Source organism: Luteibacter mycovicinus (assembly GCF_000745235.1).
GTDB classification, from domain to species: domain Bacteria; phylum Pseudomonadota; class Gammaproteobacteria; order Xanthomonadales; family Rhodanobacteraceae; genus Luteibacter; species Luteibacter mycovicinus.
Genome location: NZ_JQNL01000001.1, coordinates 3,708,297 through 3,730,215, shown reverse-complemented (window position 1 = coordinate 3,730,215; position 21,919 = coordinate 3,708,297). Strand labels below are relative to the sequence as shown.

The 21,919-nt window shown below is 65.8% G+C and carries 20 protein-coding genes; 2 read left to right on the top strand and 18 right to left on the bottom strand.

The genetic code is table 11. From position 1 onward, the window contains the following. Positions 1–63: 63 nt before the first annotated feature. From FA85_RS16420 to htpX, 4 genes are all read right to left on the bottom strand, one after another. Positions 64–462 (bottom strand): RNA-binding S4 domain-containing protein, encoded by a 399-nt coding sequence (locus tag FA85_RS16420; RefSeq protein WP_036114816.1) that lies wholly within the window; start codon positions 460–462, stop codon positions 64–66. Positions 463–501: 39 nt separating this feature from the next. Continuing rightward, a complete protein-coding gene (locus FA85_RS16415; protein WP_197056558.1) occupies positions 502–1,407 on the bottom strand; it encodes an AEC family transporter in 906 nt (301 codons plus the stop codon). 124 nt (positions 1,408–1,531) lie between these two features. After that, positions 1,532–3,400, bottom strand: coding sequence for a molecular chaperone HtpG (gene htpG / locus FA85_RS16410; RefSeq protein ID WP_239708994.1), 1,869 nt, complete (start codon positions 3,398–3,400; stop codon positions 1,532–1,534). A gap of 65 nt (positions 3,401–3,465) precedes the next feature. Next, positions 3,466–4,356, bottom strand: a complete 891-nt coding sequence (gene htpX, locus FA85_RS16405) for a protease HtpX (RefSeq protein WP_036114822.1) — start codon at positions 4,354–4,356, stop codon at positions 3,466–3,468. Positions 4,357–4,548: 192 nt separating this feature from the next. Here htpX and gluQRS point away from each other — a divergent pair, with 192 nt between their 5' ends. Then, positions 4,549–5,436: a tRNA glutamyl-Q(34) synthetase GluQRS gene (gene gluQRS / locus FA85_RS16400; RefSeq protein WP_036114825.1), complete on the top strand. Its 888-nt coding sequence runs from the start codon at positions 4,549–4,551 to the stop codon at positions 5,434–5,436. A gap of 57 nt (positions 5,437–5,493) precedes the next feature. Beyond that, a complete protein-coding gene (gene phbB, locus FA85_RS16395; RefSeq protein ID WP_036118085.1) occupies positions 5,494–6,234 on the top strand; it encodes an acetoacetyl-CoA reductase in 741 nt (246 codons plus the stop codon). A gap of 3 nt (positions 6,235–6,237) precedes the next feature. On the opposite strand, the gene FA85_RS16390 is transcribed toward phbB, so the two are convergent. From FA85_RS16390 to queA, 14 genes are all read right to left on the bottom strand, one after another. Then, a complete protein-coding gene (locus FA85_RS16390) occupies positions 6,238–7,344 on the bottom strand; it encodes a catalase family protein (RefSeq protein WP_036114827.1) in 1,107 nt (368 codons plus the stop codon). A gap of 99 nt (positions 7,345–7,443) precedes the next feature. Then, positions 7,444–9,105 carry a ShlB/FhaC/HecB family hemolysin secretion/activation protein gene (locus FA85_RS16385; RefSeq protein WP_197056556.1) on the bottom strand — a complete coding sequence of 554 codons (1,662 nt, stop codon included), beginning with the start codon at positions 9,103–9,105 and terminating at the stop codon, positions 7,444–7,446. Positions 9,106–9,187: 82 nt separating this feature from the next. Next, complete coding sequence (locus tag FA85_RS21070; protein ID WP_051943856.1) at positions 9,188–10,762, bottom strand: collagen-like triple helix repeat-containing protein; 1,575 nt, start codon at positions 10,760–10,762, stop codon at positions 9,188–9,190. A gap of 387 nt (positions 10,763–11,149) precedes the next feature. Beyond that, positions 11,150–11,455, bottom strand: a complete 306-nt coding sequence (locus FA85_RS16375; protein ID WP_176167735.1) for an STAS domain-containing protein — start codon at positions 11,453–11,455, stop codon at positions 11,150–11,152. An 11-nt stretch (positions 11,456–11,466) separates the two neighbouring features. Continuing rightward, entirely contained in the window at positions 11,467–12,648 is a 1,182-nt protein-coding gene (locus FA85_RS16370) for a methyl-accepting chemotaxis protein (RefSeq protein ID WP_036114832.1), read from the bottom strand. A 16-nt stretch (positions 12,649–12,664) separates the two neighbouring features. After that, positions 12,665–13,804 carry a protein-glutamate methylesterase/protein-glutamine glutaminase gene (locus tag FA85_RS16365; RefSeq protein ID WP_036114835.1) on the bottom strand — a complete coding sequence of 380 codons (1,140 nt, stop codon included), beginning with the start codon at positions 13,802–13,804 and terminating at the stop codon, positions 12,665–12,667. An 87-nt stretch (positions 13,805–13,891) separates the two neighbouring features. Continuing rightward, positions 13,892–14,551, bottom strand: a complete 660-nt coding sequence (gene cheD, locus FA85_RS16360; RefSeq protein ID WP_051943858.1) for a chemoreceptor glutamine deamidase CheD — start codon at positions 14,549–14,551, stop codon at positions 13,892–13,894. Next, the gene (locus FA85_RS16355; RefSeq protein WP_036114839.1) at positions 14,548–15,423 is read right to left on the bottom strand and encodes a CheR family methyltransferase; all 876 of its coding nucleotides are present in this window, start codon (positions 15,421–15,423) and stop codon (positions 14,548–14,550) included. Before FA85_RS16355 ends, cheD begins: the two co-directional genes overlap by 4 nt. Positions 15,424–15,426: 3 nt before the next feature. Next, the gene (locus FA85_RS16350) at positions 15,427–17,145 is read right to left on the bottom strand and encodes a methyl-accepting chemotaxis protein (RefSeq protein WP_036114842.1); all 1,719 of its coding nucleotides are present in this window, start codon (positions 17,143–17,145) and stop codon (positions 15,427–15,429) included. Between the two features lie 84 nt (positions 17,146–17,229). Continuing rightward, entirely contained in the window at positions 17,230–17,745 is a 516-nt protein-coding gene (locus FA85_RS16345; protein ID WP_036114845.1) for a chemotaxis protein CheW, read from the bottom strand. A gap of 324 nt (positions 17,746–18,069) precedes the next feature. Then, positions 18,070–20,052 carry a chemotaxis protein CheA gene (locus tag FA85_RS16340; protein WP_036114848.1) on the bottom strand — a complete coding sequence of 661 codons (1,983 nt, stop codon included), beginning with the start codon at positions 20,050–20,052 and terminating at the stop codon, positions 18,070–18,072. Between the two features lie 50 nt (positions 20,053–20,102). Beyond that, complete coding sequence (locus FA85_RS16335) at positions 20,103–20,465, bottom strand: response regulator (protein ID WP_036114852.1); 363 nt, start codon at positions 20,463–20,465, stop codon at positions 20,103–20,105. Between the two features lie 10 nt (positions 20,466–20,475). Then, complete coding sequence (locus FA85_RS16330; protein WP_051943860.1) at positions 20,476–20,793, bottom strand: STAS domain-containing protein; 318 nt, start codon at positions 20,791–20,793, stop codon at positions 20,476–20,478. Between the two features lie 82 nt (positions 20,794–20,875). After that, entirely contained in the window at positions 20,876–21,913 is a 1,038-nt protein-coding gene (gene queA, locus FA85_RS16325; RefSeq protein WP_036118098.1) for a tRNA preQ1(34) S-adenosylmethionine ribosyltransferase-isomerase QueA, read from the bottom strand. Positions 21,914–21,919 lie beyond the last annotated feature (6 nt).

Sequence of the window (21,919 nt, the reverse complement as noted above, 5' to 3'; positions counted from 1 at the left end):
TCAAGGGTCATCGAAGTTTTTTCCGCCGCCCTATCACCCTGCCATGACCGATGGGAACGGTATTTACAGGGTTTTCTTCAGGTCCTGGATCAGGCGCCGTGCATGCTTGTCAGGGCGCGAGTCCGGGCGCAGCAACGCACCGCCGGTGAGGCGGCGATCCTCGCGCTGACGTTCGCGTTCGGCAACGCTTTCGTCGGTTTCCGTATAGAGCTTGCGCGCCTCTGGTGCGGGTCCGCGTTTGCCCGACAACGCGGCGACGATGCAGGTCAGGCGTTCTTCCCCGCGGGTGATCTTGAACGTGTCGCCGACGGCCACTAGCTTGGCGGGCTTGCAGGTGCCCTCATTGAGCTCAACCTTCCCGCCTTCAATCGCCTGCTTGGCCAGGCTGCGGGTCTTGAAGAAGCGCGCGGCCCACAGCCACACATCGGCACGCACACCTGCGGAACTGGTCTGATCGGTCATGCGAAGAGTGTGCGGACGGCCCGCCCGAAATCCAAGCGGTCAGCCGGCGGGGAGAAACAGGTTGCCCAGCGGAATGGTCACGAGTGACAGCAGAATGCCTGCGCCCAGGACGGTGTTCGCCAGACGCGGCTCCAGTCCGTGCTGGTCGGCGAGAATCGCCGCCGAAATCATCGGTGCCATGGCTGCCTGCAGCACGCCCACGGTGAGTATCAGGCCGGTTACCCCAACGGCGAGGCCGATACTCAGGACGATCAACGGCGCCAGCAGCAGCTTCCAGCCGAGGCTGGCGGCGAGAGGCCCGGCCTCCTCCCTGCGCAGGTGCAGCTTGAACTGCAAACCGACAGAAAAGAGGGCCAGCGGCGTCAGGGTCTGACCGACTTGCAGAAGAACCTTCTCGATCGCCGACGGCCAGCCCCCAGACACGCTCACGACGATACCCACGAGCAAGGCCAGAAAGGCCGGAAAAGTCAGTACCCGCCGGACGATGGTCGGAACACTCGCACCCTTGCCGGAGTAGATCGACGCGACCACGATGCCGCCCGCCGCCAGCAGGGGGAAGCAGCCCAACTGGTCGGCGATGACCGCGATCGACAGACCCGGCTTACCGTGCAGGGCTTCCATCAACGGATAGCCCATGAACGAGGTGTTGCCCAGGCCGCTCACCAGCGTGAGGCAGCCGATCCGCTGCGCCGACCAGCCCAGCACCCTGCCAAGCAGCGCGAAAAGCGCCCATGCACCGAAGAAGGTGACGTACATCCCCAACACCGGGAACCACAGGTGCGCATCGACCGTCACATGCGGCACCAGCGCGAGAACCAGCGCTGGCAGCGCGACGTTCAGCACCCACCAGTTGATCCCCGGCACTATCCCCTCGGGCAGGCTGGCGTAACGCCGGCAAAGGATGCCGAGCGCCAGACAGACGAAGAGGATGAGCAAGGCTGACATGGGGCGAACGATAGCAGCCCGCCCCGTCAGATGTAGGAGCGCCTCGCGCGCGACATGGCTCACCATCGGCACGTGGTCGCCAGGTGTGTCGCGCGCAGGCGCGCTCCTACATTTTTCGGCGCGTTTAGCCGAGCAGCACCCGGTTCATCCGCTGCACGAAGGCGGCGGGGTCGGACAGCTGCGCACCGGCGGTGATCTCGGCCTGCTCGAGCAGCAACCCGGCGAGATCGGCCGCTCTGGTGTCATCGGCTTCCGCGGCGAGACGCTTCACCAGCGGATGCTCGGGGTTGAGCTCGAGCACCGGCTTGGACTCCGGCACGTCCTGCCCGGCTTCGCGAAGCAGACGAGCCAGATGCGGGGCGAGGTCGAAGTCGGCGAGCGCGAGGCACGACGGCGAATCGGTAAGACGTGCGGACACACGGACGTCGCCGACGCGGTCGCCGAGCAGCGCCTTGGCGCGATCGATCAGCGGCGCGGCGGCTTCGCTGGCGGCTTCCTGCTTCGCCTTGTCGGCCTCGTCCAGCGGGAACTCGCCCTTGGCCACGTTACGCAGGCGCTTGCCGTCGTATTCGGTGAGGTAGCCGAGCATCCACTCGTCGACGCGGTCGAACATCAGCAGGACTTCGATGTCCTTCGACTTCAGCGCTTCCAGCTGGGGGCTGCCGGCAGCGGCGGCGTAACTGTCGGCGGTGACGTACCAGATGGTGTCCTGACCGACCGCGGCGCGGTTGATGTACTCGTCGAACGATACCGTCTTGGCCGAGCCCTCGCCCTTGGTCGAGGCAAAGCGCAGCAACTTGGCGATGCGGTCGCGGTTGGCGGTGTCTTCGACGATGCCTTCCTTGAGCGTATTGCCGAAACCGGCGAGGAACGTGGCGAACTTCTCCGGTTCGTCGCGCGAGATCTTCTCCAGCAGATCGAGCACACGCTTGGTGCAGGCCGCTTTGATGCGCTCCAGCTGACGGTTCTGCTGCAGGATCTCGCGGCTGACGTTCAGCGGCAGATCGTCGGCGTCGACCACACCGCGCACGAAGCGCAGATAGGTGGGCAGGAGTTCTTTGGCAGCGTCCATGATGAAGACGCGCTTGATGTACAGCTTGAGACCCTTCGGCTCTTCGCGACCGCCACCGCCCATGAGGTCGAACGGCGGCTGTTCCGGCACGTAGAGCAGCGTGGTGAAGCTCTGGCTGCCCTCGACGCGGTTATGCGTCCAGGCCAGCGCGTCGTTGAAGTCGTGGCCCAGGGCTTTGTAGAAGTTCTGGTATTCCTCGTCCGTGATCTCGCTCTTCGGGCGTGACCACAGCGCGGACGCCGAGTTGATCGTGGTCCACTCGGTCGGGTCCGGCTTGCCGTCCTTTTCGACGGGCATCCTGATCGGGAACGCCACGTGGTCGGAATACTTGGTGACCAGCGAGCGCAGCTGCCAGGCCTTGAGGAATTCGTCCTCATCCGCCTTCAGGTGCAGCACGACGGTGGTGCCGCGCTCGGAGACCGTCATGTCCTCGAGCACGTACTCGCCCTTGCCGTCGCTCTCCCAGCGCACGCCTTCGACGTCCGCGGCGCCGGCACGGCGGGTGATCACGGTGACCTTGTCGGCCACGACGAAGGCTGAGTAGAAACCGACGCCGAACTGGCCGATCAGGCGCGCGTCGGCTTTCTGCTCGCCGGAGAGGGCTTCAAGGTAGCGACGGGTGCCGGAGCTCGCGATGGTGCCGATGTTGGCGACCACCTCATCCTTGCTCATACCGATGCCGTTGTCGCGGATGCTGATGGTGCGGGCATCCGGATCCCAGGTGATCTGGATGCGCAGGTCCGCGTCGTCGGCGCTCAGGTCGGGCTGCGCCAGGGCCTCGAAACGCAGCTTGTCGCAGGCGTCGGAGGCGTTTGAGATCAGCTCGCGAAGGAAGATTTCCTTGTGCGAGTATAGGGAGTGGGTGACCAGATGCAGGACCTGGGCGACCTCGGCTTCGAACTTACGGGTTTCCTGGCTCACGATGCCGTTCCTTCATGGGATGGACTGGCAGCGGATTATGGGGGCGGCTCCGTGAGGAAAAAAGGTTAGGCCGCCCTCTGCAGTGCCGCGATCCGCTCCTCGATCGGCGGGTGGCTCATGAACAGCCGCTTGAAGCCCGAGGCCAGATGGCCGGAGATGCCGAAGGCCTGGATCGTCTGCGGCAGGGAGGTATCGCCATGGTTGCCGGACAGGCGCTGCAAGGCCGAAACCATCGATGCGCGCCCCGCCAGGCTGGCGCCGGCGGCATCGGCGCGGAATTCGCGCCAGCGGGAGAACCACATGACGATCATCGAGGCGAACAGGCCGAAAACGATCTGCAGCACCATGACCACGACGAAATACCCGATGCCGCCCTCCCCGTCGCGCTCGCGGCCGCCGCTCATCCAGCTGTCGACCACGCGGCCGACGATCCGGGCCAGCACGATCACCAGCGTATTCAGGACGCCCTGGATCAGGGTGAGGGTGACCATGTCACCGTTGGCGACGTGCCCGATCTCGTGGCCGAGCACGGCCGAGACCTGCTCGCGGTCCATCTGCTGGAGCAGCCCGCTGCTGACCGCCACCAGGGCGTTGTTGCGGCTCATGCCCGTGGCGAAGGCGTTCATCTCCGGGGCGTCGTAGACCGCCACCTCGGGCATGCCGATGCCGGCTTTTTCGGCGTGACGGCGGACGGTCTCGACGAGCCAGCGCTCGGTCTCGTTGGCTGGCTGCGTGATCACCCTGGCACCGGTGCTCATCTTCGCCGTCCACTTGGAGATGGCCAGCGAAATGAAGGCGCCGCCCATGCCGAAGACGGAGGCGAAGACGATCAGGCCGCCGATACCCATACCGCGCTGCGCGGCCCACTGGTCGATACCCAGCACATGAGTCACGCACATCAGCAGAAGGATGACGGCGAGGTTGGTGGCAACGAAAAGAGCGATGCGTTTGAACATGGGTTTCTCTCTTATGACGGCTGGCTGTGTGGCGCCGCCCTGGCGAAGTTTTCGGGGCAGACGCTGAACGATTCAATGCCCGCGTGCGCCGCGTTCAGCCGGGCCGCGCCCCGACGCGGGTCCGTCGTCGGCGTCATCGCCTACACTGAGTCATCCGCGTCCCGCACGCCTTGAGAAACTGCTCAACTTTTCGTGTCATCGAACCCTCCACGCTACCGGGGACGCTTCGCTCCCTCCCCCACCGGCGCCCTGCATTTCGGCTCGCTGGTGGCAGCCGTGGGTAGCTGGCTGATGGCGCGGCGCGCGGGCGGTGACTGGCTGGTGCGCGTGGAGGACATCGATCCGCCACGCGAGGTTCCCGGATCGGCCATGTCGATCCTCGCCACGCTGGAGGCGTTCGGCCTGATCGCCGACGAAGCCCCGGCGTACCAGTCGCGCCGGAACGACCTCTATGAGTCCGCCTTCGCACGCCTGCAGGCGGCCGATCGGGTCTTCCCCTGCTGGTGCAGCCGTACCGACCTGGCCACCCACGGAGGCATTCATCGGGACGGACGTTGCATCGCGCCGCCGGACCCGTCACGCCCGCCCGCGTGGCGCCTGCGCACGCCCGACCGGACCGTCACGTGGCACGACGACCTCCAGGGACCCCAGCGCGAAAACCTCCGGGAAACGGCGGGCGACTTCGTGATCCGCCGTGTGGACGGGCTCTGGTCGTATCAGCTGGCCTGCGTCTTGGACGACGGCAACCAGGGCATCACCCAGGTCGTGCGTGGCGCCGACCTGCTCGACTCGACGGCCCGGCAGATTCATCTCCAGTGCCTGCTGGGCCTGCCCACACCGGATTATCTGCATTTGCCCCTGGTGCTCGACGCGGAAGGCCGCAAACTGTCGAAGTCGGCTGCGTCCCTTCCGGTCGATGCCGGGGATCCGCTGCCCGCCCTGCGCCGCGCCCTGGCGTGGCTGGGCGTGGACATCCGCTCCGCGGCCACCCGTCCGGAGCGGATCCTGCGCGATGCGCTCGATGGATTTTCGCCTGCGTCGCTTCGCCGCAGTAGTCTTACCCCCGCCCCGACGCTATAAAAGTCGTTTGCCCGAAAAACGGGCCACCATCGAAACAGGTCAGAAATGAAGCAAGGGATCACGCAACGCACGGCCCTGGTCACCGGAGGCACCGGCGGCATCGGTACGGCGCTCGTGCGCTACCTTGCCCGCCAGGGTCATCGCGTGGCGACCAATTACCGCGACGAAGCCCGTGCCGCCGCCTGGCGCGAGGACATGATCCGCGACGGCATCGACGTGGTCATGGTGCCCGGGGACGTCTCCGAGCCGCACACCGCCGAAGCCATGGTCCGCGAGGTCGAGGCGCTGGCCGGTCCGGTCGAGATCCTGATCAACAATGCCGGCATTACCCGCGACACCACCTTCCACAAGATGGACTACCAGCAGTGGACCGAGGTGGTGAACACCAACCTCAATGCCTGCTTCAACGTCACCCGCCCGGTGATCGAAGGCATGCGCTCGCGTCAGTGGGGCCGTATCGTGCAGATCAGCTCGATCAATGGCCAGAAAGGCCAGTACGGCCAGGCCAACTACGCCGCGGCCAAGGCCGGCATGCACGGTTTCACCATCTCGCTGGCACAGGAAAACGCGCGCTTCGGTATCACGGTCAACACGGTGTCGCCGGGTTACGTGGGCACCGACATGGTCATGGCCGTGCCGGAAGACATCCGCGCCAAGATCGTTGCGCAGATCCCCGTGGGACGGCTGGGCCGCCCCGAAGAGATCGCCCACGCCGTGGCGTTCCTTACCTCGGAAGAATCCGGCTGGATCACCGGATCCAATCTCGCGATCAACGGCGGCCATTACATGGGCTGGTAAGTCCTAGAGCCCGAGGTCGTCCAGCGAGTTCGGCTCACCGATGGTGCGGTGATTGTGGTGCGCACGAAACTTCGACATCACCATGTACGCCACGCGCCTGGCACGCATCACCGAACCCAGTGGGCGATGTGCGGCCACGCCATGCCACGGACTGAAAGACAGACCGTCGTCGATCGCCTGCTGGCGCACTTCGTTCCATGCCTCCTGTGGCTGAAGCACGATGCGCGCCACGTCGATGTACGGGCTCTTTTCTTCCGACCAGGCCACCGAGGCGTCCTCGATCGGCATGCTCTCGACATCGGTACAGAACTGGACGCGCAGATCCCACTCACCGCCTTCGCGGGCGAAGTGCTCGACCATCGCGTCACGCAGGCCGTTGGGCTTGCCGTTGACGTTGAGCTCCGCACCCGTGAGCGCGGTCAGGTTCGGCGAGTGCGGTGCGACCGACACCTTCACCACGTAGTCGCCGAAACGAATCGGCGCCTGGCTGTAGTAGGTGTCGCCCAGCGGATGGGTTTCCGGCTGACCGCCCAGGGCAAGCAGCGTGGAACTCTTGCCGCCAAAGGCCTCGATCACGCGCTCGGTACCGCGCAACACGGCTGACAAGGCTTTTTTCGCGCCCTCGGCACGATCGGTCGTGGCAGCCACGAGCTTCAGCGTGCCGGCGAACTTCTTCGCGTTTGGCGCGGAGAACGCCGGGCCATTGACCATGACGAAGTCCTGCGTGGCGTCGCCGACACTGCCGGGAAGACGTTCGCCTTCGACACCCAGGATCTTGATCGCCATGCCGCGGGGCGTCGAAACGCTGTCGTCGAGGATGTCGCCCGGCACTGTGGAAAGGCGCATGACCAGCGGATACCGTCCGGGCTTCGAAAAAATGCCCTGCGCCAGTTCCACGGGGAGATCGTCCGGGACGATCAGCTCACCGGTGAGCAACCCATGGCTTTTCGCGTGCACCGAGCGGAACGCGTGCTTCTCGTGCTCCAGCGTGGTCTGGTTGATCTTCGTCAGTGTCTCGACGAGCTGCTCCGCGGTCTCCGGCTCATCCGCCTCGATGTGCTCGAGCGATTCGTCGAAAAGGATCGGCGGCGGGGTCAACGAGAGGGGCATAGGGCGGCTTCCGGTCAGGTGGCGTCGGTGGATCGTGCCGCCGCCGCTGTGAACGTCCGGTCGGCACGAGGCACGCCACGTGAAGGCGCATCGCCGCCACTACATCAGCTTGTAGCTGAAGGTGAGGTTCCACCGGGTCTTGCGGTCGTCGCTTTCCGGGGGACGGTCGCCCGTCGGCCTGGCCAGAGCGAAATCCAGGGAGTAGTGCTTGTTGTCCGACACGCGTACGCCAACGGCCGCCGAATCCAGCTTGTCGATCAGCGGACGTGAGCCATTGAGGTAGACGCGAGCGGTCTGGTAGACCAGATAAGGCACCACGGACTTGATCCACTTCGTACCGGAGACAAAGCCGCGATTGACCTCGGCCGACGCCGCCCAGCCGCTGTCCCCCGCGGCATCGCCCGGGTCGTAGGCATAGGCGTAACTCGGGCCGCCGAAGTTGATCTGCTCGGTCGAGGGCAAGGCGTTGTCGCTGTACTGGCCGGTCCCGCGAACCACGGTACCGAACTTGTGTTTCCACTGCTCCGACCAGGCGAAGTTCATGGTGTAGCGGGTGAAGCTGACGTCGGGGGTGGATATCGCCAGCGGTCCGTTGTTGCTTACCGCACGCGAGTACGCACCCATGCCGGCGAAGCCATGCGTCGCCGCAATGCTGAACTGCCCGGTACGCTGCGTGCCTGCCTGAAGCCATGCCAGTTCCGCATTAAGTACCCGGATGCTGGACTGCAGCGCCACCATCGCACCATTGTCCGTGTTGCGATAACGGTCGTCCTGTCTGGACGCATAAATGCCCATCGTGAGGCTCAGCCGCCGGGTATTGGTCAGCACGACGGGGTAGACGGTGGAGAGCGCCAGACGATCCTGCGTCAGCCGGTGATCAAGATACGCCGGCAACTGGTTATCGGTATCGGGGGAGCCCCAATAGCGGGTCGCATCGATCTTGCCCTGCCAGCCTTCCGAGCCGAACGGCTCCATATAACCGAGCGAATAGAGTCGCTGTCCTCCCCCGTTCGGGAACAGCGTGGACAGGCTGAGCTGCTCACCGAGCGGTGTCGCTCCGTTTTCCAGCAGGGTAAAGACACCCTGCGCGCCAGGATGGTTGAAGTCCATACCGTAGTTGACGTCGTAGCGCTGGCGTTTGGCGACGAGCTCGAGCTTCGTCGCGCCATCCGTCGTCGTCGGCGGGGGGACGTTGGCACCGACCGTGAGCCCGGGCAGTTGCCCGAGCAACTGGGTATAGCGCTCGAAGGTCTCCTGCCGCAGCGGACGCTCGCCGACGACGTGCGATGCGATGGCCCGGACGCGTGAATCCATGTTGCCGGTGTCGCCGGTCACGCTGACTTCGGAGACGTAACCTTCGACCACGGCGATGTGCACGACGCCGCCGGCGAAGCTCTGGTTCGGCACGAAGGCGAACGACAACGCGTAGCCGGCCTGCTTGTACATCGCCGTGACACGGTCGGCCGCGGCGATCAGTTCGCGCACCGAGGTGTCCTTGCCACGCATGGGCGCGAATTCCGCCGCGACTTTCGCGAACGGAATGGACCTGACACCGGTCACGTCGAAACGCGTCGGTGTCAGGTGGCTCGCGAGCAGAGCTTCCACAGCCTGGGTGGGCGCCTCCACGTTGACCTTCACGGGCGCCTGCTTCGGCGCTTCCGTTCGGGGAAGGGTCTGCAACGGATTGGCAGGGGCGCGGACCTGCCCTTGCGCGGAACACACGACGGTCATGCCAAGAAGGCACCCAAACCATCGATTCATGGACTTTCCCCTGATTTTTTCCATGTTGCTACGACAACGGGCGGCGCGTGTGCGCCGCCCGTTTTTCCCACGCTTTCAGTTTTCAGCGGTTGCCACCACCCAGCAGGCCTTTGAGGCCGAGCTTCGGGTTGTCGTTGTTGTTCTGCAAAGCGCCACCGGTGAGGCCACCGACCAGACCGCCGACCGAGCTGCCCACGGTATTGGTCACACCGGCCAGCGCATTGCCGAGGCCTGCCGAACCCGTCGAGCCGCCACCTGCGGTGGCACCCACGCCAGTGGCCGCGGCCACGGTGTTGACGACCGTGCTGACGCCGCCGGTCACGCCTGACAATGCACCGCCGCCAGAGACCGCTGCCGTGGCGCCGTTGCCGACGGCGGTGACCGTATTGCCCAGACCCGTGGTGACCGGTGCCAGCGGAGCGAGCGCGCCGGTGCCGAGACCGGAGACCGTGGCGCCCACGCCGGATACGCCACTGGTCACACCCGCGAGCGTCGTGCCGACCGTGTCGCCTGCGCCAGTGCCCGCCTTGCCCAGGCCGTTGGAAAGCCCGCTGCCGATCGGAGCCAGCGCCGCTCCCACGTTCTGTACCGCCGTTCCCGCTGTCGTGGTGAGGCCACCGGCCGCGCCCGGTGCCTGCACCGCGGCGATACTGGCGCCCAGGGCACTGATGCCCGTGCTCGTGCCACTGACAAGATTGCCGCCGCCCGTACCGACCGCCGCGACCAGGTTGCCCGAGTTGATCGGCGACGCGCTGTCACCCAAAGCCATCGCAACCGGCGTGACGACATTGCTGAGCGTTTGCGTCAGCCCATTGGCCGAGTTGGAATTGAGCGCGCCACCCAGCGACGAACCGAGCTGCTCGACGCCCGTGCCGACCATCGAGACCGCCGTGCCGACCGCCGCCGTGATCGGGGTGATCGGCGTGCCCGCGCCCACCGTGCTGACACCGCCACCCAGATCGTTCACCGCGCCGCCCACCTGGGTCACGACGTTGTCCAGCGTATCCGTGGTCGTACCGACCGGATCCGAGGTATTGCCGATCTGACCGAGACCGCTGGTCACGCCGTTGCCCAAAGTGGTGACCGCTCCACCAAGGCCATCGACGGCGTTACCCAGACCGTCGGTGAGGCCCGTGGCGCCACCCAGGACGCTCACGCCGGGAATGGTCGAACCGACGTCGGATACCGTGTTGCCGATGGCGGCAATGATGCCGCCAAGCCCCGACGCCGCGGTGCCCGCGGTGGTGCGAACGACCGGAGGAGGAACCGTACCGCCGCCACCCGTTCCGCCGCCATCGCCACCGCCACCGGTTCCGCCGCCGGTGCCACCGCCGGTACCGCCACCATCGCCGCCACCGGTGCCGCCGGTGCCGCCCGCTCCGCCGCCGCCCGCTCCACCACCGGCGGTACCCCCGGTGCCTGCGCCACCCGTACCGCCGCCGTTGTCGCCGGCGCCGCCGGTACCTCCCGTGCCGCCACCGTTATCGCCGCCACCGCCGGTTCCACCTTGCCCGCTCGGATTGACACTGGTACCCGACCCGCCGCCGGAACGCGTCGAACCATGACCGCTGCATGCCGTCATCGACACCGCGCCTGCGAGCAGGCAGCTGACGAAGAAAGTACGGGTAAGAACCTTGCTGAATTTGTGCTCGCTCATGATTCACTCCTCGAGCGCACAGCGCTCTGGGTAGCGCCCCCTGCCATGTGGGAGCTGAACATCGAATGTGACCCACGTCACAGCCGGTGAATTCATGAGACTCGCAGGCCCTGCGCTGAAATACGCAAAATTGGCGGATAAACGGGCATCTTCAACGCGATTTCGGCCAAATGTCGACGGGCGCCAAAGCCACGACGCGCTGGATCGAGCGAAACGCGAAATTCGTGTAAGCGGCGTTTTTTCTGTCGGAAAATCGGCTGGCGGATGGGAGAAGCGACGTGTTCTTCGTCGGGCTCGGCTTCGCCGTCGCAATTCACCGGGCCACAAAAAAACGCCCCGGCAAGCCAGGGCGTTTCCGTGAAACCGAAGCCGGTCTTTGAGCCGCTTTTAGTGCACGGTGAAAAGCTTATCGAAGCCAGCGATGCGCAGCGTATTACGCAGGTCGGCACCGGCGTTGACGATGCGGATCTCGGCGCGGTCGCCGCCGGCGTGCTCGCGCAGAAGCATCAGCATGCCCAGCGCGGAGCTGTCCATGCTGGTGACCTGCTCAAGGTCCAGCACGTAGCTGCGGGCCGCTGCCACGTCGCCCAGGCAGGCATCGTGGAAGGCACGATGGATGGAGAAGTCGAAGCGCTCGCCCAGGTGCAGGGTCAGGCAGCCGTGATCGGTATCGTTGTGGACGTTGATGGCCATGGTGTCTTCCCTCAGAACAGGTCGATGTCGCCGGCAGCCATCGACTGCTGGAGGGCGGGGCCGCGGGCACGCAGGCGGGCGCGTTCACGCTGTTCGGCCAGTCGCGAGCGGACGCGCTGGGCGCGGGCGCCGAGCTCGGACGGATCGGACGGCGCGCAGGCGAGTTCTTCGATGTCACGTGTGCAGTCGGCGGTGATTTCCTGCAGCTCGACAAGACGCGAGCGCGTCTGGTGCAGCAGCTGGCTGAGGATATCCTCGAACTGCAGGGAGCGGATGGTCGTCGAGACGTCCGTGCCGAGGCCGCGGTTGATCATGGCCGCCTCGTCCGCCGCGGCGCTGGTGCGCTGGTTGGACTCGGTGATGGTCGACATCATCTGGTCGATGTCGCCCTTGGCCGACAGCGCCACGTTCATGTCCTGCGAGGCCATGTGGCCGACCAGCTCGCGCAGCTGTTCCATCGCGGTGCGCGAACGCTCCACGTGGGTACCGATCTTTTCGTTGAACTGGTTGCTGTGCTGGGCGAGGTTGCGGATCTCGCCGGCCACCACCGCGAAGCCGCGGCCGGACTCACCGGCACGTGCCGCTTCGATGGCCGCGTTCAGCGCCAGCAGGTTGGTCTCTTCGGCGATCGTGTTGACGTTCTTCAGCAGCGCGAACACGGCGTCCATTTCCTTCGCCATGCCATCGATGCGGTAGACGATGCGCAGGCTCTCGCGCGACAGCTGGACGATCAGGCCGACGAAATGCTCGAGCAGTCCGGCGGTGCGATCGGCGAAGTCCTGCACCGAGATGCCCTGGCCGCCGCTTTCGATGATCTGGCTGAGCAGCTTCTGCTGCTTGCCGGTCTTGTGCGACAGGCCGTTGAAGCCGCCGCCCAGTTCGGCGACCGCGTCGCGGACCAGGTCGAGTGCCTGATGGAGTTCGCGGCTGGCGTGACCGAGCTCGTCGACGATGGCGCTGCGAACGTCTTCCATCGCTTCGCGCACGGACGCTTCGTCGTTGGATGCCGTCGAGCTGAGCACGACCTCGACGTCGGGCAGCGGTGCGGGCACGAGGCTGATCGCGATCCAGGTGGCCGTCAGCAGCGCCACGACGACCGGGGCGACCCAGGCGGCGTGGAACACCAGGACGGTGACCAGGGCGATGGCACTGGCGATGAAGCCGATGCTGCGTTCGTTCTTGGGATTGACCATGATGACGTCTCGTTCTTCAGGTGCCGACGCGCGCGGCGGCGGAAACGGGGGTTTGGGCGAGCGCGAGCAAGCGCGCGGCGATGGCGTCCAGCGGCAGCATCTCGCTGGCGGCACCGGCTTTCCAGGCGGCACCCGGCATGCCCCAGACGACCGAACTGGCTTCGTCCTGGACCAGCGTGGGTGCGCCGATTTCTTTGAGTTCACCGAGGCCGCGTGCACCGTCATCGCCCATGCCGGTCAGCAGCACGCCGATGGTGGCGGCACCGACGCTGGCGGCCATGGAGCGGAACAGCACGTCGACCGCCGGCTTGTGGCGATTGACCGGGGGGCCGTCGTGCAGACGACACACGTGCCTGGCCCCGTCCCACATCACGAGGAGGTGCTGGCTGCCCGGCGCGATGTACGCGTGGCCAGGCTGGATCGGCTGCCCGTCGCGGGCCTCGCACACGCGCATCGCCGAGCAGGTATCCATGCGCGCGGCGAACGGACCGCTGAACGCGGCCGGGATGTGCTGGGTAATGACGATGGGTGGTGCGGTCGGCGGCATGGCCGCGAGCACCACACGAATGGCCTCGGTACCGCCGGTGGAGGCACCGATGGCGATGATGCGCGTGCCGCCACGACTGCCGGCGGTCTGTGCGCGCGGCAGCACCGCGTCGGCGGAAAGGCGCGGCGGCACTTCGAGGCGAGCGGCGTCGTGACGCGGTTCGTGGCGCGGATGATCCAGCTGCATCACCTCGGAGCGCTCGCGCGGCTTGGCGCCGGCGGCAAGGCGAACCTTGGCGCAGATCTCCGGCGCGTGCTCCATGAAGGTGTTGGCGAGGTCCGCCGACGGCTTGGTGAAGAAGTCGATGGCACCGAGTTCGAGCGCGCGCAGCGTGACGTCCGCGCCCTTCTCGGTCAGCGTCGACACCATCACCACCGGCATCGGACGCAGGCGCATCAGGTTTTCGAGGAAGGTCAGGCCATCCATGCGCGGCATCTCGACGTCGAGCGTGAGCACGTCGGGATTGAGCTGCTTGATCTTCTCACGCGCGATCAGCGGGTCCGCGGCGGTACCGACCACCTCGATGCCCGGATCGGACTCGAGCATGGTCGACAGCACCTTACGCACCAGGGCCGAATCGTCGACGATGAGAACGCGTACTTTCTGCATGGGCTCTGGCAACTCGGGTGGCGTAACGTCCCTGTCGGTGGACCGACCGGCACTGAATGTCTTGAGGAAAGCTTTCCGCGCGGCGCGTCAGAAAAGCTCCACCTCTCCCTTTATCGGATCGTCAGCCAATCGCTTGAGGTATCGTTTCTCGCGATCGGCAAGATTGTTGTCGTGTGCGGCACGCAGCTGGCGCACACGCACCTTGCCGCTGACCGGGAAGAACTGCACCTGACGCGGGTAGATGTCGCCGACGTCGGCCGCGCAGAGGCGCAGCTTCTCGGTGGCGATATAGCGCTGCACGAAGGCGATATTGCGCTGACCGATATCGGTCATGGTCGCCAGCACACGCCCGCCGCCGAAGATCTTCACTTCGAGATCGTCACGACGGCCGCCGGCTTTGAGGATCGAGTTGATCAGCTGCTCCATCGCGTCGTTGCCGTAACGCGCGGCACGACCGACGGTGGAACTCCAGCTGTCACGCTCGCCCGCGGGCTCGGGCAGCATGAAATGGTTCATGCCGCCGATGCGCTGTTTCGTGTCGCGCACGCAGGCCGACACGCACGATCCCAGTACGGTGGAGATCATTTCTTCCTGCGTGCTGACGTAGTATTCGCCAGGCAGAATCTTGACCGTCACCACTTCCTGCGCGGGATCCCAGAACCGGCGGACGTGTTCGAATCCCGGCAGCACACTCTTTGGATCGAAGCCGACGAACGTGCGTGGCAGGGTCGCGAACGCGTCTGTCATGTGCGTTTCCGATAAACGGTTCGACCGATGAGGTCGAAGTCTTCGGACAGTCCGTACATGGATTCCGAGTGACCGAGGAAAAGGTAGCCGCGGCTTTCCAGCATGCCGGCATAACGGGAGAACAGGCGCTGCTTGGTCGGCTTATCGAAATAGATGACGACGTTGCGGCAGAAAATGGCGTCGAACTTGCCCTGCATGGGCCAGTCGTGAAGCAGGTTGAGCGGCTGGATGGTGACGAGCTCGCGCAGGCGCGGGTGCACCTGGGCGAAACCGTCGAACGAGCCTTCGCCGCGCAGGAACCAGCGCTTGCGACGCGCTTCGCTCACGCCCGTCAGGCGGTCGACCGGGTAGACGCCTTTGCGCCCGAATTCCAGCGCCTGCGGTGACAGGTCGGTCGCGAGAATCTTCGCGTCGATGTTGACGCCCATCCGCTCCATGGCCTCGGCCAGCACCATGGCGATGGCGTACGGTTCTTCGCCCGTGGAGCAACCGGCCGACCAGATGCGCAGGCGTCCACCGTTGCGCTTTTCTTCAAGCCAGCGTGGCAGGAGCTCGTCCACGAGCAGGTCGTAATGGTGCATCTCACGGAAGAACGAGGTGACGTTGGTGCTGATGCAGCTGGCCAGTTCACCCAGTTCGCCGTCCGGATCGCGACGAAGCAGATCGCAGTACGCCGAGAAACCGTCGAGGCGAAGCGTGCGCAGCCGGCGGAGCAGACGCCCCTGGACGAGCTGGCGCTTGTGCTCGCCTAGCGAGATACCGCAATGCTGAAGCACGAAGTCGCGAAGGAAGGCGAAGTCCGCGTCGCCCAGGCTCGGGCCCGCTGCGCTCGCCGGTACGACGCTGTCGCCGTTGTTGACGAGCGCATTCATCGATCAGAACTCCTTCCACACGCCGGAGTCAGCCGACTCGGCGGGACGCGACGGTCGCACGGGGGCGGCCGGCGTGCTGCGCACCGCGGCGAACACCGTTTCCATCTCTTCCTGCGTGGCGTCCTTGCGCGGCGCCCTGGCGGCCGGCGCGGAAGCCACTGTACCGGTGACCTGGAAGAACGACACCTGACGGCTCAGCTCGGTCGCCTGCTCGTGCATGGCACGGGCGGCGGCGGCGGATTCTTCCACCAGTGCGGCGTTCTGCTGGGTCATCTCGTCCATCTGCAGCACGGCGTGGTTGACCTGGTCGATACCGGCCGACTGCTCGGAGCTGGCGGCGGCGATCTCGGCGACGATGTCGGTCACTTTCTTCACGCTCTCGACGATCTCGGCGAGCGCCTTACCGGACTGGTCGACCAGCTCGGAACCGGCCTTGACCTTGCTCGCGCTGTCGTTGATGAGGCCCTTGATCTCCTTGGCCGCACCCGCCGAACGCTGGGCGAGGTTACGCACCTCGGTAGCGACCACGGCGAAGCCGCGACCCTGCTCACCCGCACGCGCGGCTTCCACCGCGGCGTTGAGCGCCAGCAGATTGGTCTGGAAAGCGATTTCGTCGATGAGGCTGACGATGTCGGAAATCTTCTTGCTGGAGCTGTTGATCTCGCGCATGGCGACAACGGTCTGGGCAACGACTTCGCCGCCCTTCTCCGCCTGCTCACGTGCACCGCGGGCCAGCTGGTTGGCGTGGCTGGCGTTCTCGGCGTTCTGCTTGACGGTCGAGGTCATTTCTTCCATCGACGAAGCGGTTTCTTCCAGGCTGGACGCCTGTTCCTGCGTGCGCTGCGAGAGGTCGTCGTTACCGCGCGAGATCTGCTGCGCGGCGGTGCTGACCGACGAGGAACCGTGACGCACTTCGGTGACGATGGCGCTGAGGCGCTCGTCCATCGCGCGGAACGCGCCCTGCAGCTGGCCGAGTTCGTCCTGACGGGTGACCTGCACGTCGTGACCCAGCTTGCCTTCGGCAATCTGGTTGGCGACGTTCACGGTGACCGACAGCGTGCGGAGGATCGAGCGGATCACCAGCACGCCGATCAGCAGGCTGACGATCAGGCCGAGCGACAGCGCAATGATGCAGAAGGCACGGATCGTCTTGTACTGGGCTGCCTGCTTTTCGTAGATCGCCGCGGCCTCGTCGCGCTTGGCGGTGACCAGCTTGGCGAGCTGCGCCTGACGATCCATGAGGATCGGGCGGACGGACATCTCCATGACGTCGAGCGCGCCCTCGTCACCCTGCTTGAGGGCGTCGAGCATGTCGTTCTTGGCCGAGTTGTACTCGTCGTTGGACGACTGCCAGCGGTCGTAGAGCTTCTTGATCTCCGGCGACATCGGCATCTTTTTGTAGTCGTCCTTCAGCTTGGCCATCTCGTCCTGGAGCTTCTGGAACTCGGCAAGCTTCTGGTTGACCTGATCCTTCTCGGACACCTTCGCCGCGGCTTCACCCATGACCACGAAGGCCATCAGGGCGCGCGTGCTCACCTGGCTGAGCATCTCGGACGGAACGAGTTCTTCCTCGTAGACCTTGCGCAGGCCTTCGTTCTGAAAGTACATGGCACCGAGGCCGACGGCGGCGCCGCCGATCAGCATGACGCCCAAAAGACCGAGCACACCGTAAAGGCGTCCACGGACGGTCAGGGCGGGCATCTTGAACTTGAACTTATTCATTGCGATTCCAATCGGCAAAGTGCGGCAGTGGCAAACCGGGCATCTCACGCCACGGCGACCGAAGCCGCCACGGCGCCTCTACGCTCAGGCGACGGCTTTGACGTCGGTGGAAGCCAGCGCGGCTTCCAGCATCTGGGCGTCCTGCGGCTGCAGGAGACGGTCGACGTCGAGCAGCAACACCATGCGCTCGCCGACGGACGTGAGGCCCTTCAGGTATTCGGTATCGACGGTGGTGCCCATGTCGGGAACCGGACGGATGCCGCCGGGAGCGACCTCCACCACGTCGGAGACGGCATCGACCACCACGCCGAACTGGCGACCGTTGACCATGACGATGACGGTCACGGTGGTGGCGGTGTATTCCTCGCGCGCCAGATTGAAGCGCAGGCGAAGATCGAGCACCGGCACGATCGCGCCGCGCAGGTTCAGCACACCCAGCACATAGGACGGTGCCTGCGGGATGCGCGTCACCGGTGTCCAGCCGCGGATTTCGCGGACGGCGAGGATATCCACCGCGTATTCCTCGTTACCGAGGTTGACGGTCAGGTACTGCGCGGCCTCGTCGGACGCGTCGATGGCGGTATTGGCTGCTTGATTCATGTCGTTCCCACGGCGGATCGGATCGGCGGTTCGGGACCCCTTCCCTTGGGGTATCGGCTATTCCGGTGGGGACTTGAGGGGCAATTTTGCGGTGCCGCATCCGGTGGGGTGTGGGGCGTGATGGGGCGGGATGGGCGGGGATGGGGAGACGGAATGGGGAACCGGGGCGTGCCGCTTCATTGCTTTGTCGGCTTTTCGCGCGCAGGGCGCGCTCCTACCGCGCGGCGGTACCGCACGGGCTTACCGGTTGGGGCACCGCGCGGCGGGGATGGCCGGCGGTTGTAGGAGCGCGCCTTGCGCGCGACCCCGTTCAACCCACGGCGATCAGGCCGCCTTGCGACGCGCCTGCAGACGCACCAGCCCGGCGACGTCGGCGATCAGCGCGACGGAGCCGTCAGCCAGGATCGTCGCGCCGGAGATACCGGTGACCCGGCGATAGTTGGCTTCCAGCGACTTCACCACCGCCTGCTGCTGGCCGATGAGTTCGTCGACGAACAGACCGATGCGACTGCCCTCGCCTTCCACCACGATGACGATACCGTCGTCGATGGCACGGCGCTGACCGGCGCAGCCGAACGCGTCGAACAGCCGCACGATGGGCAGCCAGTGATCGCGGAAGCGGAACAGCTCGCCGCCGCCCGCCACGCTGCGAATCGCATCCGGCTTCACCTGCACGGATTCGACGATGGAAACCAGCGGCACGATGTAGGTTTCTTCACCCACCGCGGCCGTCAGGCCGTCGATGATCGCCAGCGTCAGCGGCAAGGTGATGGTGAAGGTGGTGCCTTTGCCCTCGACGCTGCGGATACTGACCGTACCGCCCAGGTCCATGACGTTGCGACGGACCACGTCCATGCCCACGCCGCGGCCCGAGAGGTCGGTCGTGGCGGCGGCGGTGGAGAAGCCCGCTTCGAAGATGAGGTCGGCCACGGCGTCGTCGGACATGTGATCGCCCGAGGCGATGATGCCGCGCGAGACCGCCTTGGCGACGATGGCCTCGCGATTCAGACCCGCGCCGTCATCGGCCACTTCGACCACGATGGAACCGCCGCGGTGGAAGGCTTCCATGCGCAGCGTGCCCGTATCGCCCTTACCAGCGGCCTGGCGTTTAGCCGGTACTTCGAGGCCATGGTCGATCGCGTTGCGGACCAGATGCACCAGCGGGTCGCCGATCTTCTCCAGCACCGTCTTGTCGAGTTCGGTGGTTTCGCCGCGCATGTCGAGCACGACTTTCTTGTCGAGCTTCTGCGCGAGGTCGCGGACCAGACGCGGGAAGCGGTTGAACACCGTGCTGATCGGCAGCATGCGGATGCTCATGACGCTTTCCTGCAGTTCGCGCGTATGGCGACCCAGCTGGGCCAGCCCCTGGCGGAACATTTCCAGCTGCGAGGCGTCCACACCGTCGTTGAACTGGGTCAGCATCGACTGCGTGATGACCAGTTCGCCGACGAGATTGATCAGGGTGTCGATCTTTTCGATGCCGACGCGAACCGAGCTCGACTCGCTGTTGACGGCGGGCTCGCGCACGGCACGGGGGGCGGCCGGGGCCGCGGCCACGGCGGCAACCGGTGCGGCGGCGACCGGCGCGGCCGCGGCGATGCGCGGCGTCGCCGTCAGCTCGCAATCGCCATCGACCCAGTCGAATACACCTTCGACGGCGGCACGTTTGGCACCGGCGGCGAGATGGAGTGTCCAGCCGAGGTAGGACGACTCGGCGTCCATATCGGCCAGCGCGGGAAGCTTGCTCGCGTCGCAGGTGACCGAGAGCGGGCCCATGGCCTCGAGCTCACGGAACATGCGCGCGGGATCGTTACCGGTCTTGAGCAGGTAATCGAACGGACGGAACGCGATGTCCCAGCCTTCGATCGCCTCGACCGGCGCGGCGGCCTTGACCGCCACCGGTGCCGCCACAGGCGCACCGGAGACCATCGCCGAGAGTTCCGCCAGCAGGGCCTGGCTCTCCGCCGTGGCGGCCGGCTGGCCGGCCATCGACAGCGACAGCATGTCGCGCACGGTATCGCCCGAGCGCAGCAGCAGCTCCACGACGGCCTTTTCCATCGGACGGCGGCCGCTGCGGACCTCGTCCATCAGGTTTTCGGCCACGTGGGTAAACGCCGCCACATCGGTGAAGCCGAACGTGGCCGCGCCGCCCTTGATCGAGTGGGCGGCACGGAACACGACGTTGATCAGTTCCGGATCCTCGGCGCCTTCGTCCAGCGCGAGGAGCGCCTGCTCCATGGCGTCGAGACCGTCGAGGCTCTCTTCGTGAAACGCCTTGTGGAATTGCGCCAGATCGACTTTGGACATGGAAGTAACCCTGGATTACCGGAACTTGAGGAAGAGCCGTTTACGAAGAATCAGCCGAGCACGCGGCCGACGGTAGCCAGCAGCTGTTCCGGATCGAACGGCTTGACCAGCCAGCCGGTCGCGCCAGCCGCCTTGCCTTCCATCTTCTTTTCCGGATTGGACTCGGTGGTCAGCATGAGGATCGGCACGCCACGGTAGTCCGGACGGGTGCGGATCTCGCGGACCATCGTGATGCCGTCCATCACCGGCATGTTCACGTCGGCCAGGATCAGGTCGAACTTGTGCACGGCAGCCGAATCGAGCGCCGCCTGGCCGTTATCGGCTTCTTCGACGTCGTGGCCGGCGCCACGCAGGGTGAAAGCAACCATGCTGCGCATGGAGGCCGAGTCGTCTACCGCAAGAATCTTAGCCATCGAAGCACCTTCAGTTCACGCCGGCGCGAGCCGGCAGTTCAATCAAGCCGTTGAGACCCAGCACGGCCACGCCGCGCTGGAGGGAGTCGCTGACGCCCGTCCAGGTGACCGGATGCCCCGCCGCCTTTGCGTCGCGGGAAAACGCGGCGAGCAGCTGCAGGGCGGCGGTGTCCACCTGGACCACCGCGCCGCCGTCGATCTCGACCGAGCCGCCGGTGGCGAGCGCCGCCAACAGGGTATCGCGCAGCGCAGGCGCCGCGGCGATGCGCAGGTCGGCATCGAGCGTGAGCGGCGCGCTGGTCGCGTCTTTGGAGGATTTCTTCGCCATCGTCCGTACCGTGGGTGGGTCGTTCGATGGGCTTATCGGCCCACCCTGGCAAAGCTTTAGGCCAGGGCGGCTGCCTTGCCGCTTATGCGGGCGTCGCTGCCGGGTAGATCAGCATCGCGTCGCCGTAGGAGAAAAACCGGTACCGCTGGAGCACCGCGTAGCGATAGGCGTCGAGAATCGTTTCCTTACCGGCCAGCGCGGAGACCAGCATCAGCAGGGTCGACTGCGGCAGGTGGAAATTGGTGATCAGCGCGTCGACGCTGGTGATCTTGTAGCCGGGGAAGATGAAGATCTGGGTCTCACCGGCGAAGGGGCGAAGCACCCCTTCCACCGTCGCGCTCTCCAGTGCGCGGACTACGGTCGTCCCCACCGCGATGACCCGACCGCCCGCGGCGCGCGTCGCACGGATCTTCTCGACCAGCGCCGCGCCCACATTCAGCCACTCGCGGTGCATCACGTGGTCACGCACGTCGTCGGCGCGCATCGGCTGAAACGTGCCGGCGCCCACGTGCAGCGTGACGTAACCCATATCGACGCCCACGTCGCGCAGGCGCTGTAACAGGTGCTCGTCGAAATGCAGGCCTGCGGTAGGCGCAGCAACCGCGCCGGGCTCACGAGCGAACACGGTCTGGTACCGCTCCATATCCGACTGATCGGCGGTGCGCTCGATGTAGGGCGGCAGCGGCATCTCGCCGAGACGGGACAGCAGGCGCTCCAGCGGTTCTTCGGACTCGAAGCGCAGCAGGAAGAATTCGCCTTCCCGGCCGAGCACCGTGATCATGCTGCCGTCGGCCAGTTCGATCCTGCCGCCTTCCTTCGGCTTCTTGCTGACACCCAGTTGCGCACGGGCCTCATGGGGTCCGGTGACGCGCTCGATCAGGATCTCCACGGCGCCGCCGGACTCCTTGCGGCCGTAAAGACGCGCCGGCAGGACACGGGTGTCGTTGAACACCAAAAGGTCGCCGGGACGAACCATTTCCGGGAGTTCGTCGAACTTACGGTCTTTTTTGCTGCGCGCGGCGACATCGACCACGAGCAGCCGACTGCCTGAGCGCCTGGCCAGCGGGGCCTGGGCGATCAGGTCGGGCGGGAGTTCGAAGTCGAAATCGGATTTCTTCACGGCAAG

Excerpts from the sequence above, each read along its gene's own strand:
- FA85_RS16420 (WP_036114816.1), bottom strand. The coding sequence starts at position 462 with ATGACCGATCAGACCAGTTCCGCAGGTGTGCGTGCCGATGTGTGGCTG.
- FA85_RS16415 (WP_197056558.1), bottom strand. The coding sequence starts at position 1,407 with ATGTCAGCCTTGCTCATCCTCTTCGTCTGTCTGGCGCTCGGCATCCTT.
- htpX (WP_036114822.1), bottom strand. The coding sequence starts at position 4,356 with ATGTTCAAACGCATCGCTCTTTTCGTTGCCACCAACCTCGCCGTCATC.
- FA85_RS16390 (WP_036114827.1), bottom strand. The coding sequence starts at position 7,344 with ATGCCCCTCTCGTTGACCCCGCCGCCGATCCTTTTCGACGAATCGCTC.
- FA85_RS16385 (WP_197056556.1), bottom strand. The coding sequence starts at position 9,105 with ATGAATCGATGGTTTGGGTGCCTTCTTGGCATGACCGTCGTGTGTTCC.
- FA85_RS21070 (WP_051943856.1), bottom strand. The coding sequence starts at position 10,762 with ATGAGCGAGCACAAATTCAGCAAGGTTCTTACCCGTACTTTCTTCGTC.
- FA85_RS16375 (WP_176167735.1), bottom strand. The coding sequence starts at position 11,455 with ATGGCCATCAACGTCCACAACGATACCGATCACGGCTGCCTGACCCTG.
- FA85_RS16370 (WP_036114832.1), bottom strand. The coding sequence starts at position 12,648 with ATGGTCAATCCCAAGAACGAACGCAGCATCGGCTTCATCGCCAGTGCC.
- FA85_RS16365 (WP_036114835.1), bottom strand. The coding sequence starts at position 13,804 with ATGCAGAAAGTACGCGTTCTCATCGTCGACGATTCGGCCCTGGTGCGT.
- cheD (WP_051943858.1), bottom strand. The coding sequence starts at position 14,551 with ATGACAGACGCGTTCGCGACCCTGCCACGCACGTTCGTCGGCTTCGAT.
- FA85_RS16355 (WP_036114839.1), bottom strand. The coding sequence starts at position 15,423 with ATGAATGCGCTCGTCAACAACGGCGACAGCGTCGTACCGGCGAGCGCA.
- FA85_RS16350 (WP_036114842.1), bottom strand. The coding sequence starts at position 17,145 with ATGAATAAGTTCAAGTTCAAGATGCCCGCCCTGACCGTCCGTGGACGC.
- FA85_RS16345 (WP_036114845.1), bottom strand. The coding sequence starts at position 17,745 with ATGAATCAAGCAGCCAATACCGCCATCGACGCGTCCGACGAGGCCGCG.
- FA85_RS16340 (WP_036114848.1), bottom strand. The coding sequence starts at position 20,052 with ATGTCCAAAGTCGATCTGGCGCAATTCCACAAGGCGTTTCACGAAGAG.
- FA85_RS16335 (WP_036114852.1), bottom strand. The coding sequence starts at position 20,465 with ATGGCTAAGATTCTTGCGGTAGACGACTCGGCCTCCATGCGCAGCATG.
- FA85_RS16330 (WP_051943860.1), bottom strand. The coding sequence starts at position 20,793 with ATGGCGAAGAAATCCTCCAAAGACGCGACCAGCGCGCCGCTCACGCTC.